This is a genomic window from Kitasatospora azatica KCTC 9699, assembly GCF_000744785.1.
GTDB lineage: Bacteria > Actinomycetota > Actinomycetes > Streptomycetales > Streptomycetaceae > Kitasatospora > Kitasatospora azatica.
Window position 1 is genome coordinate 2,716,818 of sequence record NZ_JQMO01000003.1, and the last position, 14,575, is coordinate 2,731,392.

12 protein-coding genes and 2 tRNA genes are annotated in these 14,575 nt (G+C 73.3%); 9 read left to right on the top strand and 5 right to left on the bottom strand.

Going from position 1 to position 14,575, the window contains the following annotated elements:
• The first annotated feature begins 74 nt into the window (after nt 1–74).
• Together BR98_RS22780 and BR98_RS22785 are read left to right on the top strand one after the other, a co-directional pair.
• Nucleotides 75–1,310, top strand: a complete 1,236-nt coding sequence (locus tag BR98_RS22780) for a M64 family metallopeptidase (RefSeq protein ID WP_051970075.1) — start codon at nt 75–77, stop codon at nt 1,308–1,310.
• 126 nt (nt 1,311–1,436) lie between these two features.
• Nucleotides 1,437–2,780, top strand: coding sequence for an MFS transporter (locus tag BR98_RS22785; RefSeq protein WP_035847249.1), 1,344 nt, complete (start codon nt 1,437–1,439; stop codon nt 2,778–2,780).
• 28 nt (nt 2,781–2,808) lie between these two features.
• Here the strand turns inward: BR98_RS22785 and BR98_RS22790 are convergent, their stop codons facing one another.
• A complete protein-coding gene (locus tag BR98_RS22790) occupies nt 2,809–3,645 on the bottom strand; it encodes a maleylpyruvate isomerase family mycothiol-dependent enzyme (RefSeq protein WP_035847250.1) in 837 nt (278 codons plus the stop codon).
• A 173-nt stretch (nt 3,646–3,818) separates the two neighbouring features.
• Between BR98_RS22790 and BR98_RS22795 the strand changes: the two genes are divergently transcribed.
• From BR98_RS22795 to BR98_RS22805, 3 genes are all read left to right on the top strand, one after another.
• Nucleotides 3,819–4,616 (top strand): carbon-nitrogen family hydrolase, encoded by a 798-nt coding sequence (locus tag BR98_RS22795; protein ID WP_035847251.1) that lies wholly within the window; start codon nt 3,819–3,821, stop codon nt 4,614–4,616.
• Between the two features lie 72 nt (nt 4,617–4,688).
• Nucleotides 4,689–5,603 carry a GntR family transcriptional regulator gene (locus BR98_RS22800; RefSeq protein WP_324606685.1) on the top strand — a complete coding sequence of 305 codons (915 nt, stop codon included), beginning with the start codon at nt 4,689–4,691 and terminating at the stop codon, nt 5,601–5,603.
• A gap of 80 nt (nt 5,604–5,683) precedes the next feature.
• On the top strand, nt 5,684–6,331 hold the full coding sequence (locus tag BR98_RS22805) for a hypothetical protein (RefSeq protein WP_035847252.1): 648 nt from the start codon (nt 5,684–5,686) through the stop codon (nt 6,329–6,331).
• Between the two features lie 47 nt (nt 6,332–6,378).
• Here BR98_RS22805 and BR98_RS22810 read toward each other — a convergent pair whose 3' ends face one another.
• On the bottom strand, nt 6,379–7,173 hold the full coding sequence (locus tag BR98_RS22810; RefSeq protein WP_035847253.1) for an SLATT domain-containing protein: 795 nt from the start codon (nt 7,171–7,173) through the stop codon (nt 6,379–6,381).
• A 413-nt stretch (nt 7,174–7,586) separates the two neighbouring features.
• On the opposite strand from BR98_RS22810, the gene purD reads away from it, so the two are divergent.
• From purD to BR98_RS22830, 4 genes are all read left to right on the top strand, one after another.
• Nucleotides 7,587–8,840: a phosphoribosylamine--glycine ligase gene (gene purD / locus BR98_RS22815; RefSeq protein WP_035847254.1), complete on the top strand. Its 1,254-nt coding sequence runs from the start codon at nt 7,587–7,589 to the stop codon at nt 8,838–8,840.
• A gap of 497 nt (nt 8,841–9,337) precedes the next feature.
• A complete protein-coding gene (locus BR98_RS22820) occupies nt 9,338–10,864 on the top strand; it encodes a hypothetical protein (RefSeq protein ID WP_035853478.1) in 1,527 nt (508 codons plus the stop codon).
• 145 nt (nt 10,865–11,009) lie between these two features.
• The gene (locus tag BR98_RS22825; RefSeq protein ID WP_035847255.1) at nt 11,010–12,551 is read left to right on the top strand and encodes a N,N-dimethylformamidase beta subunit family domain-containing protein; all 1,542 of its coding nucleotides are present in this window, start codon (nt 11,010–11,012) and stop codon (nt 12,549–12,551) included.
• 59 nt (nt 12,552–12,610) lie between these two features.
• Nucleotides 12,611–13,510, top strand: coding sequence for a phosphoribosylaminoimidazolesuccinocarboxamide synthase (locus tag BR98_RS22830; protein WP_035847256.1), 900 nt, complete (start codon nt 12,611–12,613; stop codon nt 13,508–13,510).
• 110 nt (nt 13,511–13,620) lie between these two features.
• On the opposite strand, the gene BR98_RS22835 is transcribed toward BR98_RS22830, so the two are convergent.
• From BR98_RS22835 to BR98_RS22845, 3 genes are all read right to left on the bottom strand, one after another.
• Nucleotides 13,621–13,696 (bottom strand) — tRNA-Gly (locus BR98_RS22835).
• 45 nt (nt 13,697–13,741) lie between these two features.
• A tRNA-Gly gene (locus BR98_RS22840) sits at nt 13,742–13,814 on the bottom strand.
• Nucleotides 13,815–13,964: 150 nt separating this feature from the next.
• The gene (locus BR98_RS22845) at nt 13,965–14,282 is read right to left on the bottom strand and encodes a histone-like nucleoid-structuring protein Lsr2 (protein WP_035847257.1); all 318 of its coding nucleotides are present in this window, start codon (nt 14,280–14,282) and stop codon (nt 13,965–13,967) included.
• Nucleotides 14,283–14,575 lie beyond the last annotated feature (293 nt).

The following is a 14,575-nucleotide window of genomic DNA, read 5'->3' on the forward strand; positions in this document are numbered from 1 at the left end:
CATGGGGCGGGTACGTCTTGGCGACCCCCCACCCGAGCGCCCGCCGGGTGACCGGAGCACCGAGGACCGTCGGTATGACGCCTGGCAATCCTGGCCGTCTCATCCGCAGCCTGGCCGCACTCGTCCTGCTCGTGGCAGCCGTACTGCCGTCCGCCGTGGAGCTGGCCGCACCCGGGCCGTTCGGCGCGCTCGGCCCGATCACCGACCGGGCGCTGCCGCCGCACGGCGCGGCGGGCGTCCTACCGGCCGAACTGCGCGGCCCCGGTGCGGCACCGACCGTGGACATACGCCGCACCGGCGACCCCGCCAACCGGATCACCCTGGTGCTGCTCGGCGACGGCTACACGGCCGACCAGCAGGAGCTCTTCCGGCAGCAGGCCGACCAGGCCTGGCGGGCGCTGATGGAGATCGAGCCGTTCCGCACCTACCAGGACTTCTTCAACATACGGCGGGTCGAGGTGGTCTCCCCGACCCCCGGGATCGCCGAGGCCGACGGCAAGGGCCGGCGCCCCGGGACCCCGCTGGGCATGCACTTCTGGTGCGAGGGCACCGCGCGGCTGCTCTGCGCCGACGAGGCCGCCACCGCCCGCTACGCGGGTGACGGGGACGGCCCGCAGTACCTGATCGCGCTGGCCAACTCGACCGAGTACGGCGGGGCCGGCGGTACCGGGGTGACCACCCTGGCGGGCGGCAGCCCCGACGCCGGCCGGATCATCCAGCACGAGATCGGCCACACCGTCGGCGACCTCGGCGACGAGTACGACAGCGCGCCCGGCGACGCCGACTACCCCAACCTCTCCACCCAGGGCGCCGACGCGATGCGCCGCGACCACCTCAAGTGGTGGCGCTGGCTCGGCGCCCAGTCACCGGACGGCGGCGGTGTGGTCGGCGCCTACCGCAGCGCCAACGGCGTCTACCGCCCGACCACCGACTCGGTGATGCGCACCCTGGGCGGCAGCTACAACCTCCCCTCCCGGGAGGCGATCATCGAACAGCTCTACCGCCGGGTCTCCCCGCTGGACGGCGCGCAGCCCGTGCCGGGCCAGGTGGCGGGGCGCCCCCGGCTGACCGTCCGGCCCCTGGCGCTGGAGGGCGGCCGGAGTCTGCAGGTGGAGTGGCGGGTGGACGGCCGGGTGGTGCAGCCGCAGGCGCCGGACCACACCTGGTACGAGCCGGCCGCGCTGCAGCTGGTCCCCGGCCAGCGGGTCACCGTCGCCGCCACCGTGCGGGACACCACGGACTGGGTGCGCGACGAGGCGTTCCGGGAGCAACGGATGGTGCGGACGGTCAGCTGGGTGCTGACCGGGTGAGACGGCTGGGTGAGACGGCTGGGTGAGACGGCTGGGTGAGACGGCTGGGTGAGACGGCCGGATTTCGCCTGAGCGTGCATACCCGGTGGAAGCATCGAATGATGGGATGACTAATCTGGGTGCACTATGACCGCGGACCCCGCCAGCGCCACCCGCTCCCCGTCCCTCCCTGGTCCCCGCCGCTCCCCGATCGACCTGTCGCCGACCGACACCCTGCGGCCGCCTGGCGGGCGCGCCGCCTGGTTCGCCTGGAGCATCGGCGTCAGCGTCTACGTCCTGGCGGTGATCCACCGCACCAGCCTGGGCGTGGCCGGCCTGGACGCGGCGCACCGGTTCGGCGTCGGCGCCTCCGCGCTCTCCACCTTCTCCATCCTCCAGGTGCTGGTCTACGCCGCGATGCAGATCCCGGTCGGCCTGCTGGTCGACCGCTTCGGACCGCGCCGGGTCCTGCTGGCCGGCGTCGTGCTGCTCAGCGCCGGGCAACTCGCCTTCGCCCTCAGCAGCTCCTTCGGCCCCGCGCTGGCCTCCCGCGCGGTGCTCGGCTGCGGCGACGCGATGACCTTCATCAGCGTGCTGCGGATCGCCGCCCGCTGGTTCCCGGCCGCCAAGAACCCGCTGGTCGCCCAGCTCACCGGCCTCGCCGGGATGGGCGGCAACCTGGTCACCACCGTGGTGCTGGCCCAGGCCCTGCACACCGAGGGCTGGACGGCCACCTTCACCGCCACCGCCCTGCTCGGCTTCGGCGTCTTCGCCCTGGTCGCGCTGCTGCTGCGGGAGGCGCCGACCGGCTCGGCGGCGCCGGCCGTGCCGGTCGAGGACCGGCTGCCGGTGCTCACCCAGCTCCGCCACTCCTGGCGCGAGCCCGGAACCCGGCTGGGCATGTGGGTGCACTTCACCACCCAGTTCCCCGGCAACGCCTTCGCCATGCTCTGGGGACTGCCCTACCTGGTCGAGGGCCAGGGCATGACCCGCGGACAGGCCGGCGGACTGCTCACGCTGCTGGTGTTCAGCAACATGTTCTTCGGGCTGCTCTTCGGCCGCCTGCTGTCGAAGGGCCCGGCGCTACGGATGCCGATCGTGCTGAGCGTGATCGGCGCGACCGGCCTGTGCTGGGCCGTGGCGCTGGCCTGGCCCGGCGGCCACCCGCCGCTGCCGCTGCTGGTGCTGCTGCTGGTGGTGATGGGCAGCAACGGGTCCGCCTCGCTGGTCGGCCTCGACTACGCCCGCTCGCACAACCCCGCCCACCGGCTGGGCACCGCCTCCGGCATCGCCAACATGGGCGGTTTCATCGCCACCATGGTGACGCTGTTCGGGATCGGCGTGCTGCTGGACGCGGTCTCCACCGGGGGCGGGGACGGCTACTCGGCGGGCGCGTACCGGCTGGCGTTCTGCTGGCTGTACGTGCCGCTGGCGGTGGGGACGGCGATGATCCTGCGGCTGCGGCGGAAGGCTCAGCAGCCGGCGGCCTGAGCGGCCGCCGGCTGTCGCGGGCCGCCGGTCAGGGCGTCAGGACGAAGCTCGCCAGGATCCGCTCGGCCAACTCCCCGTCCCCGTTCACCTTCAGCGAGCCGGACGGCAGCGCCTCGGCCCGGACCCGGCCGGTGGCGAGACGGAGGTAGCTCTCCCAGTCCAGGGTGAACTGGACGTCGGGGCCGAGGCTGATCGAGCCGTCGATCGCGGCGCGGCCGGTCTCGTCGACCCGGACGGTGCGCAGGAACTCCAGCGGGCCGGTGACGTCGAAGGCCACGGTGGTGCCGGCGGGGGCGCCGGCGAGCTTGGCGACCACCTTGGGCAGGCCTTCGAGCAGCAGGTCGCGGGTGACCTGGGCGGCGGGGGAGTCCAGGTTGCCGGGCAGCCGCAGGGCGCGGCGCAGGTCCTGCTCGTGCACCCAGACGTCCAGCGTGCGCATCCGCAGCAACTGCGCGTAGGGCAGCTCGTAGGAGAACGGGCCGGCCGGGAAGCGGACCGCCTCGTCGGGAGCCGTGGTGGCGTTGCGCAGGGCGCGGGAGCGCCGGATGATCACGTACTCCAGCTCCGCGGTCATCTCCGGCGCGGTGTGGCAACGGCGCTTGTCGACCGGGAGTTCGAGGTAGCGGGAGAGCTCGTCCTTGACGTGGAAGATGTCGCTGGGGAGCGAGTGGATCGGCCGCGGGTCGCCGAGCAGCTCGGACTCGACGGCGATCACGTGCGAGACGACGTCGCGCACCGACCAGCCGGGGCACTCGGTGGGCCGGTTCCAGGAATCGGCGGGCAGGGGGGCCAGCAGCTCCGATATGGACTCGATGGAGTGCGTCCAGGCATCCGTGTAGGTCTGCACGACCTGATTGTCGGTCACAGCGTCCTTTTCTCCGGCCATCCGTCGGCTGTTCACCCGCGCGCGACGGGAAGTCATGGACGGGAATCCCGGCTTCCGGGCGCACGCGCTATGCGCACGTTACGCTGCCCGGAGAGAGCAGGGCAGCGCTTTCGGGTGACGATCGTAGGTCTCTTGTCGTGGACGGTGGTAGTGTGCGCGCCTCATTGATCCAACTCTCCGTGTCCGATGCCGAACCGGCGGCCGAGCGGCGGGCCCGGGCGGCCGCGCTGGTCCGTGCGCAGGAGGCCGCTGACCTGGTGGTCCTGCCGGAGCTCTGGGCGCTCGGCGGATTCGCCTACCAGTCCTGGTCCACCGGCGCCGAGCCCTTGGACGGGCCGACGGCTGACGTGATGTCAGCGGCCGCGCGGGCCGCCGGAGTCTGGTTGCACGCGGGTTCGATCGTGGAACGCGATCCGGACGGCCCGGTCTACAACACCTCGTTGGTCTTCTCGCCGAGCGGCGAACTGGTGCACACCTACCGCAAGATCCACCGCTTCGGCTTCGACAGCGGGGAGGCGGTCGCCATGGGTGCCGGGCAGGAGATCGTCACGGCCGCCACCGACTTCGGTGTGCTGGGCCTGGCGACCTGTTACGACCTGCGCTTCCCGGAGCTGTTCCGGGCGCTGCTGGACGCCGGGGCGGAACTGCTGGTGATCCCGGCCGCCTGGCCGGAGCGGCGCCGCGAGCACTGGTCGCTGCTGGCCCGGGCCCGAGCGGTGGAGGAGCAGGCCTATGTGCTGGCCTGCAACACGGCCGGCACCCACGGCGGGGTCGAGCAGGCCGGGCACAGCGTGGTGGTGGACCCGTGGGGCCGGGTGCTGGCCGAGGCGGGGATGGGCGAGGAGGTGCTGACCGTCGAGTTCGACCCGGCGGAGGTGGCCAAGGCGCGGGCCGAGTTCCCGGTGCACCGCGACCGGTTGCTGGGCATCCCGGCGCCGGTCCAGCGCTGAATGTGTGAGTTGTGTGGGCGACTTTTGAGAGGATGAGCCCTCGGTCCCGGTCCCACCAGGTCGGGTCCCACTGTGTCGGAGGAGGTTGTGCTGGTGGTCGTCATCGGGGAGGGCCGTCTCCCGATCCAGCGCAACAGCCTGCGCCAGCAGATCGCGGGCGCCCTGCGGGAGGAGCTGATGGCCGGACGCCTGGAGGCCGGCAGCAACTTCACCGTCAAGGAGATCGCCGAGCTGTACGGGGTCTCCGCGACCCCGGCCCGGGAGGCGCTGGTCGACCTGGCGGCCCAGGGGCTGCTGCGGGCCGAGCACCATCGGGGCTTCACCGTGCCGGTGCTCGCCTGGGCCGACTTCCTGGAGATCTTCGAGGCCCGGACGATGCTCACCGACAGCGCGTTCCGCCAACTCGCTCGCCGGGTCAGCCGCTACGACTGGTCCCGGCTGGGTTCGCTGCGCCGCCGGGCCGAGGCGGCCGCCCGGGCTGCCCGGGCCGGGCAGCTGGACGTGCTGGTCGGCTGCGACCGGCGGTTCTGGAACGAGCTCGCGGGGTTCATGGAGAACCGTCGGATCGCCGACTACCTGGACTGGCTCCGGGTGCAGTCCTGGATGTTCGCGGCCCCGTACCTGCGGGCCCGGAGCGAGCTGGCCGGGGTCTGCTGGGACAAGCACGTCGAGCTGGTCGAGCTGATCACCGCACGGGACCTGGCGGGCGCGCACCGGATGGTGAACGAGTACAACCTGTTCACGGTGCACCTGCTCGCGGAGCTGACCGGGGAGTCGGTGACGGATGTCTCAGTGCTGCCGCTGCTCACCGCCGAACCGACCGGGACGCTGCCGGCCGAGCCCGTGCCCGCGCCCGCTGACGCGCCTGCTGACGGGCCCGGCTGCACGCCCGCGGACGGTGCCGGCCCGGATGCCGGGGACGGCCGCGGCGTGGTGCCGCAGCCGCGATCACTGCGGGCCGCTCCGGACCGCACGTTGGGCCGGTAGGGTGGTTCGGGCGTCGACCGAGGCTGGTCGGCGGCCGACCGAAAACGATCCACCCCTGTCCTGGAGAGGAAGAGCGGCCCGTGGCCTGCGACCTCTGGCTCGTACCGCTCGTGGACGTACTGAGCCACAGCCCCGAGAACCCGTTCCGTGAAGACCTCGAGATCTACAACGCGGCGCTCAGCGCGCGCGGCCTGCCACGGGTCCCGGTCTACGAGTTCGCGCCGGGGATCACCGGCGGCGTGGAGCCGATAGCGGCCTTCGACTACGACTCGCTGCACTTCCTGCGCCGGGCCTACCTGCTCCAGCTCACCGGCTTCCAGCTGACCCCGGTCGACGCGCTGGGCGGCGACTACGAGCAGCTGCTCGAGATGTTCGAGGCCACCGCCGAGCACTCCCACCTGGTCTGGCACTTCGACCACGCCGGTGCGTACGTGCCGATCGAGTTCGACATCCCGCTGGTCGACCAGGAGCTGCTGGCCTCCGGCGGACCGCTGGGCTCCTCGTACGGGCTGCTGCGCGAGCTGCAGGCGATCGCTCCGGCGCTGGGCGTCGACCCGCTCAACCCGCCGCTGCCGACCAGGCCGCTCGGCCCGACCGGCCTGGAGCAGCCGTTCGCCCCGCCGCTGGACGACGTGCACCCCTATGCGCGGGAGCGGCACGCCTGGGCCGGGCTGTACGCGGCGGCGACCCGGAGCCTGACCCAGGGGTCGATGGTCGTCTTCGCCTGAGCGCCTCGCGGGCGGGGCTTTGCAAACTTTGCAAAGCGATCCGCCGGCTAGCGCAGCGGGCCCTCCGGCGGTCGCTGACGCGGCATGGTCGGCCTGGTCCCGGGCGGCGGCAGCACCCGCACGTGGGCCGGCGTCCCGCCCTCCGGGCGGGTGCCCCAGCTGCCGGGGGCCTGGGTGGGCAACTGGGTCATCCGGGCGCGGAACTCGAGCATCCACTCGGAGGTCTCGCTGCGGACCAGCTCCGAGATGTCCTCGCAGAACCGGCGGAGCACCCCGAGGCAGCGCTCGGCGGCCTCACCCGCGGTGCCCTCGGTGGGGCCGAGCACCTCGCGCACGCACTCCGAGGCCCAGTCGAACTGGAACGCCTCCAGCCGCCGCTGCAGCGCCTGCCCGGTGCTCACGTCCCGCATCCAGCCGGAGCTGAGCCCGAACGCCCGGTCCGTCGCCAGGCAGCCGGCGGCCAGCGCCAGCGCGACGTACCCCCAGGCGCTGGCGTGCGCCCAGCGACCGGTCAGCTGGACCAGCGGCAGGGTCACCCCCGCCACCCCGAGGCCGGCGGCGCCGACCCGCAGCAGCCGCGCCCAGCGGCGTTTCCAGAGCCGGTCCCGGCGGTACCACTCGATCGCCTCGACGGCCCGCTCCTCGGACCACCGGTACAGCTCCTCGAGCCGCTCGGCCGGCTCCCCCCAGTCCCCGAGTGGGAACTGGCGGGCGCTCAGATCGGCGCGGCGGCGGGTGGCGGCCCGGTCCCGGCCGGCGCCGGCCGCCGCGGTGGGCTGGTCCTCCTCGCCGACGTCCTTGCCCCAGGGACTCTCCTCGGGCTGCATTTCGGGCTGGCTCACCTGTGGGGCTCCCTTGACGGGCCTGACTGATCGGACAGGCCTGACTGCTGCGCTGGCTTGCTGTGGGGCACTACTGGGGGCACTGCTGGGGGCACTGCTGGGTCTGGGGGCATTGCTGGGTATCGCGGCACTGCTGGGTATCCAACAGCACTTCTTACCGCCAAATGGCTGACCGTGTGGATGCTTCCGCAGTGATCGTTACCCGAAAAAGCGTCAGGAACCCGTGGTGACGGGGTTGCGGAAGTCGGAGGGATTTCACTCTTCCGAGCGAGTCCACCGCGTGCCGCGAACCTGACCCCGGTCCACGGCTTGGCCGAACCCACAGTCGGCACCCCCTCCCGGCTGCTGATCCATGGAGGTTCCCACATCCCGGTGGGCGGGCGGGAACCGGCCACCGACTACCCTTGCCAACCGTGAAGGTCCTCGTCATCGGCGGCGGCGCCCGCGAACACGCCCTGTGCCGCTCCCTGTCCCAAGATCCCGCCGTCTCCGAGCTGCACTGTGCCCCGGGCAACGCCGGGATCGGGCGGGTCGCGACGGTCCATCCGGTCGACCAGCTGGACGGTGCGGCCGTGACCGCGCTGGCCCAGCGGCTGGCCGCCGACCTGGTCGTGGTCGGCCCGGAGGCCCCGCTGGTGGCCGGCGTCGCCGATCCGCTGCGCGCGGCCGGCATCCCGGTCTTCGGCCCGTCCGCAGAGGCCGCCCAGCTCGAGGGCTCCAAGGCCTTCGCCAAGGACGTGATGGCCGGCGCCGGCGTGCCGACCGCCCGCTCCTACCTCTGCACCACCCCGGCCGAGGCCGCCGAGGCGCTGGACGCCTTCGGCGCCCCGTACGTGGTCAAGGACGACGGCCTGGCCGCCGGCAAGGGCGTGGTGGTCACCGCCGACCGCACCGCCGCGCTGGCCCACGCCGCCTCCTGCGAGCGGGTGGTGATCGAGGAGTACCTGGACGGCCCGGAGGTCTCGCTCTTCGCGATCACCGACGGCACCACGGTGCTTCCGCTGCAGCCCGCGCAGGACTTCAAGCGCGCCCTCGACGGCGACGCCGGACCGAACACCGGCGGCATGGGCGCCTACTCGCCGCTGCCCTGGGCCCCCGCCGGCCTGGTCGAGGAGGTGCTGGAGACCGTCCTGCAGCCGACCGTGGACGAGCTGCGCCGCCGCGGCACCCCGTTCTCCGGCCTGCTCTACGCGGGCCTGGCGCTCACCTCGCGCGGCACCCGGGTGATCGAGTTCAACGCGCGCTTCGGCGACCCGGAGACCCAGGTGGTGCTGGCCCGGCTGCGCACCCCGCTGGCGGGCGTGCTGCTGGCCGCGGCCAACGGCACGCTGGCCGACCTGGAGCCGCTGCGCTGGGACGAGGGGGCGGCGGTCACCGTGGTCATCGCCGCCGAGGGCTACCCGGCCGCGCCGCGCTCCGGCGACGTGATCGAGGGCCTGGAGAAGGCCGAGGCCGCCGACGGCACGGTCTGGGTGCTGCACGCGGGCACCGAGCAGGACGGCGAAGGCCGGGTGCTCAGTGCCGGCGGCCGGGTGCTCTCGGTCACCGCCACCGGCGCCGACCTGGCCCAGGCCCGCGAGCGGGCCTACACGGGCGTGGCCGAGATCCGGCTGGACGGTTCGCAGCACCGCACCGACATCGCGCTGAAGGCGGCACTCGACAGCTGAGCGCGGAGCCGAACTCGACGGCTGAACTCGAGAAGTACGAAGGGCGCTGGGTCCGGTCATCCCACCGGACGCAGCGCCCTTCCTCGTTCGCCGGAATCCGCGCAGCAGTTCGGATCCTCGGTTCACCTTTGCGAACGGCCGGGCGATTCCAGCCCTTCGAGTGAATGCCGGGTCATCCGGCTGACGGCGGTCGCCTCCCGGCCGTAGGGTGCGCTGAATCGCGGGGCCGTCAGGGCGGCGCCGCGGTCGCCGCCGGGTGCGCCTGCCCGTGTGGGGGGAAGCTGCAAGGTGTCACCGGGACGAGTGGAAACCAGCCTGAGCTGGAACACCCGTCGACCCGCGTGCGTCACACCAGTCAGCGAGGAACGCTCCCCAGGAAGCACCGCAGCACCGGCTCTGCAGCACGACGCACCGCAGCAAGACGTACAACACGACGCACCAGCTCAGCTCACGGCAAGCTCCGACTCCGAAGGACTCCGAAGGGGGTGCAGCACCGGATGGCCGCTCTCGACGCCGCACGCGCACGGGCTCGCGCCGTGCTGCGGATCCGAAGCCTGGCCCGGGCGGCAGCGGTGCTGCCGGCCGCCGCCGCGGTGGTGCTGCTGGCCGGCCGTTTCACCGGCCGGATCGGCGCCCCCGGCTCCGCCGACGCGGCCGGCTGGGACGCCGTCCGCTGGACGGTCTGCGCGATCGCCGTGCTGGTCGGCGCGGTCGCGCTGGCCGCGATCCGGCGGCACGCCCACGCGGTGCCGCCGAGCACCCCGGCGATCACCGTCCAAGCCGCCCAGGCACCCGAACTGCACCAGCTGATCCGGGAGCTGGCCGACCGGCTCGGGGTGCCCGCCCCGACCGCCATCGCACTCACCCCGGACTGCGACAGCTGGCTGGAGGAGCCGCCCACGCCCCGGCCCTCGCCGGCGGCCGAGCTGCGCGGCCTGCTGCGCCCGGCCGCCGTGCCCCCCGCACCCGCCCTGGTGGTCGGCTCGCCCTTCCTCTGGTGGATGCGGGCCGACGAGCTGCGCGCCCTGCTGGCCCCGGTGGTGGCCGGTACGGCCGCCGCCGCCGATCCGGAGATCGCCGCCGCCCGCCGCTTCGTCCGCAGTCTGGACGCCGCGCTCGGCGTTGGTCGTCGCTCGCTGCCGACCCGGCTGCTGGACCGGATCACCCGCGCCCTGCTGCGGGCCTGCCGCGAGCACGTGGCCGAGCTGGAGCGGGCCGCCGCGGCCGCCGCCTCCGAGCAGGCCAAGGCGGTCGACTACGGGCTGCGGATCGCCGCCCAGGGCCAGGTGGGTCTGGCCTACGCGGGCTGGGACCGGCTGCTCACCCGGGTGGCGCTGCCGGCCTGGCGGCTGGGCCGCTGCCCGGCCCAGCTGAACGCCGGCGTGGTCGCGGCCCTCACCGAGCTGTCCCGCCGCGACCGGTTGGCCGAGGGCTACGAGAGCCGGCTCGGTGACCGGCCCGCCTGCGACCTGCTGGAGGAGCCCGGCGCGATGGACGCGGCGGTCTCGCTGCTGGCCGCCGAGCTGTTCCACGGCCCGGTGCCCGGCGGGCAGGCCGAGCTGCTCTGGGAGGACTACCCCGACCAGGTGGTGGACCGCGGCTGGCGGCTGCAGGCGCTGGCGCTGCGCGAGGCGCTGGACGCGGTGCCCGCCGCCGGCGAGGCCCGCCCGGCGCCGACCCTGGCCCGACTGCTGGCCCGGCTGGACGCCGGCGGTGGTGACGAACTGGCCCGCGCGCTGGCGAGCTCGGCGCCGCCGGCCGTGCCGGGCGCCGCCGAGCGCGGAGGGCGCGAGCTGCTGGCCGACTGCGTCACGGCGATGGTCTGCTGCGCCGCCGTCGACAGCGCCGGCGGCCGGCCCGGTCTGGACTGGCTGGACGGTCCGGTGCTGCTGCTCGGCGGGGTCCGCCGGGGCGACCTGGCCGATCCGGTGGTGGAGGCCGTCGAGCAGGGTGACGCCGCCCCGCTGCGCAGCTGGCTGGAGGCCGCCGGGGTGCGGCTGGAGAAGCCGGTCCGGCTCGGCTGACCGGCCGTCAGCTCGCGCCTGGCCGGGATCCGTTGCCACCAGTTGCTAACTTGGGGTGACGCGGCACCAGCACTCTGTGGTCTGCTGGACCACACGCATATTTCCCGGGCACGTGCCACGGGGCAGCGCATCGCGGGAGGGGCGCGTGGACAAGGAGTCGTCGGGTCGCAGATGGGAGTCCGGGACGCTCGCGCACGGCGTCTCCGACCCGTTCGGCCAAGGGCCGCTGCCCTGGTTGCGCAGTCCCGACCAGTACCTCGCCGGCACCGAGGGCTCCATCCCCTGGTACGTCAGCACCGACGCCCCCGGCCAGCAGCCGCTGCCGGCCGCCCCGCCCGCGCCGCTGGTCGGCACCCCGCGCAACGCCGACGACGTGGTCCAGCAGATCAAGGGCTTCGCCTCGGCCGGCGTGGTGCACCCCGGCGGCTCGGTCGACCTGCGGGTCACCGTGCAGCCGCCGCGCGACTTCCTGGTCGACGTCTACCGGATCGGCCACTACGCCGGCGCCGGCGCCCAGCACATGACGGCCAGTCCGCTGATCCCCGGGCTGCGCCAGCCGGCGCCGTTGGTGGTCGGACGAACCGTCAGCTGCCACCACTGGTGGCACTCCTGGCGGCTGCAGATCCCGTTGCACTGGCATCCCGGCGCCTACGTCGCGGTGCTCACCACCGCCGACCAGCGGCACCGCAGCCACATCCCGTTCACCGTGCGCGACCGGCTCGGCGCCGGGCCGGCCACCGAACTGCTGCTGGTCCTACCGGACATCACCTGGCAGGCGTACAACCTGTTCCCGGAGGACGGGCACACCGGGGCCAGCCTCTACCACGCCTGGGACGAGCGGGGCGGGCTGCTCGGCGAGCAGCAGGCCGCGGTCACCGTCTCCTTCGACCGCCCGCACGCCGGCGCGGGACTGCCGCTGCACGTCGGGCACGCCTACGACTTCATCCGCTGGGCGGAGCGGTACGGCTACGGCCTGGCCTACGCCACCGCCTCCGACCTGCACGCCGGCCTGGTCGAGCCGTCCCGGCACCGGGCGTTGATCTTCCCCGGGCACGACGAGTACTGGTCCGAGCCGATGCGCCGGGCCGTCGAGCGGGCCCGGGACGGCGGCACCTCGCTGCTCTTCCTCTCCGCCAACACCATGTACTGGCGGGTCGACCTGACCGCCGGTGCCTCCGGTGAACCCAACCGGCTGCTCAACTGCCGCAAGCGCCAGCGGGTGCCACCGGGCGCCCCGGCGGCCGGACTGGCGGGGGCGGCCAGCGCCCTGTGGCGGGACGCGGGCGAGCCCGAGCAGCACCTGTTGGGCGTCCAGTACGCGGGGCGGGTGGCCCAGCCGGTCCCGCTGCTGGCGGGCAACACCTGGCACTGGCTCTGGGCCGGCACCGGCCTGCGCGACGGCGACCAGGTGGCCAACCTGGTCGCGGGGGAGGCCGACCGGTACTTCCCCAAGGTGGCGCTGCCCGTGCACACCGAGCGGACCCTGCTCGCCCACTCGCCCTACCAGGACGAGCAGGGCCGCCCCCGGCACCAGGAGACCTCGCTCTACCGGGCGCCGAGCGGCGCATACGTCTTCGCCGCCGGCACCTTCGCCTGGTCACCGGCCCTGGACCGCCCCGGCCACACCGACGAACGGATCCAGCGGGCCACCGCCAATCTGCTGGACCGGGTCTGCAAGGGCGCCTAGGGGGCGCGTGAAAGGATCGGTGGGTCCAGCGACCCCCACTCCTGAGGACTGAGACCACCTTGAGCGGATTTGTCACCAAGCCCGAGCCGGTCCAGGTGCCCGGCCTGGAACACCTGCACACCGGCAAGGTGCGCGAGCTGTACCGCGACCAAGCGGGTCGGCTGGTCATGGTGGCCAGCGACCGCACCTCGGCCTTCGACTGGGTGCTGCCCAGCGACATCCCCGACAAGGGCCGGATCCTCACCCAGCTGTCGCTCTGGTGGTTCGACCGGATCGCCGACCTGGTGCCCAACCACGTGATCTCCACCGAGCTCCCGGTCGGTGCCCCCGCCGACTGGGCCGGTCGCACCGTGGTCTGCGAGCCGCTGGAGATGTTCCCGGTCGAGTGCGTGGCCCGCGGCTACCTGACCGGTTCCGGCCTGGCCGAGTACCGCGAGTCCCGGACCGTCACCGGCATCGCGCTGCCCGAGGGCCTGGTGGACGGCTCCGAGCTGCCCGCGCCGATCTACACCCCCGCGCTCAAGGCCGAGGTCGGCGAGCACGACGAGAACGTCCCCTACGAGGAGACGGCCCGCCGGATCGGCGCCGACTGGGCCGCCGCGCTGCGGCAGACCACCCTCGCGGTCTACACCCGGGCCCGGGACGTCGCCCGCGAGCAGGGCATCATCCTGGCCGACACCAAGTTCGAGTTCGGGCTCAGCGGCGGCGAGCTGGTGATCGGCGACGAGGTGCTGACCCCCGACTCCTCGCGCTTCTGGCCGGCCGACCAGTGGGAGCCGGGCAAGGCACAGCCGTCCTTCGACAAGCAGTTCATCCGCGACTGGCTGGCCTCCCCGCAGTCCGGCTGGGACCCGAAGGGCGAACTCCCGCCGCCGGCCCTGCCGCAGGAGATCCTGGAGCGCAGCCGGGCCAAGTACGTCGAGGCGTACGAGCGGTTGACCGGGACCGAGTGGGTCTAGGCGCTTTCCGCCGGCCGGGGACGCGTGCCCCGGCCGGCGGGGGGACCGGCGGGGACGGGGGAGCCCGAAACGCGAAATGGGGCCTTCCGGAGAAGGCCCCATTTCGGGACTGGAGCGGACGACGAGATTCGAACTCGCGACCCTCACCTTGGCAAGGTGATGCTCTACCAACTGAGCCACGTCCGCACGATCTTCACTTGTGTTGCACGTCACCATAACGGTGATACTGCGAGCGGACGACGAGATTCGAACTCGCGACCCTCACCTTGGCAAGGTGATGCTCTACCAACTGAGCCACGTCCGCACGGTGCCTGGTGGCACCGATCGCTGCTTCCGGCGTCCTGTTCGGCTCCGGTTGCGGCGACGAGAAATACTCTACCCCATCGTCGGGGCTGGTCACGCATCCCTTCCGTCGCAGCCCGGTCGGCGGCGACGGAAGGGCGGACCAGCAGTGTCAGTTCGCCTCGGAGAAGGCCTCGTAGACGTGCTTGGGGATCCGGCCGCGAGCGGGGAGCTCCATGCCGCGGGACTGGGCCCAGGCGCGTACGGCGGCCGGGTCCGGCGCGAGCGCGGTGCGGCGGAACGACTTTCCGGTGCGGCTCTGGCGGCGGCCGGCGGCGACGAAGGGAGCGAGCGCCTCGCGCAGCTTTTCCGCGTTGTCCAGGGACAGGTCGATCTCGTACGACTTCCCGTCGACGCCGAAGTGGACGGTTTCGGCGGCGGCGCCGCCGTCCAGGTCGTCGGAGAGCGTGACAACTACACGCTGAGCCATGGGTGTCAATCCTCTCGGCAATTCGGCCGACCGGGCGCGGTGTGCCGCGGCGGCCCTGTGCACCGGCTGTGCGGGAGCCTGCGACAGGGCACATACGGGCGGACCGATGGCCCGCTGCGTACGCGTCTCCCGTCACCGCCGGTGGCCCTATTCTGCACCCCGGAGTCTGGGAAATCGATGGTCGTTGCTTTCTTTTTCCGGATATTCACCTCGCTTCGCCGTCGCACCGTTACTTCCGCGCGGATTGCCCCCGGTATCCGTGGTCGATCTGTCCGGTGTGCGGGTATTCGGCG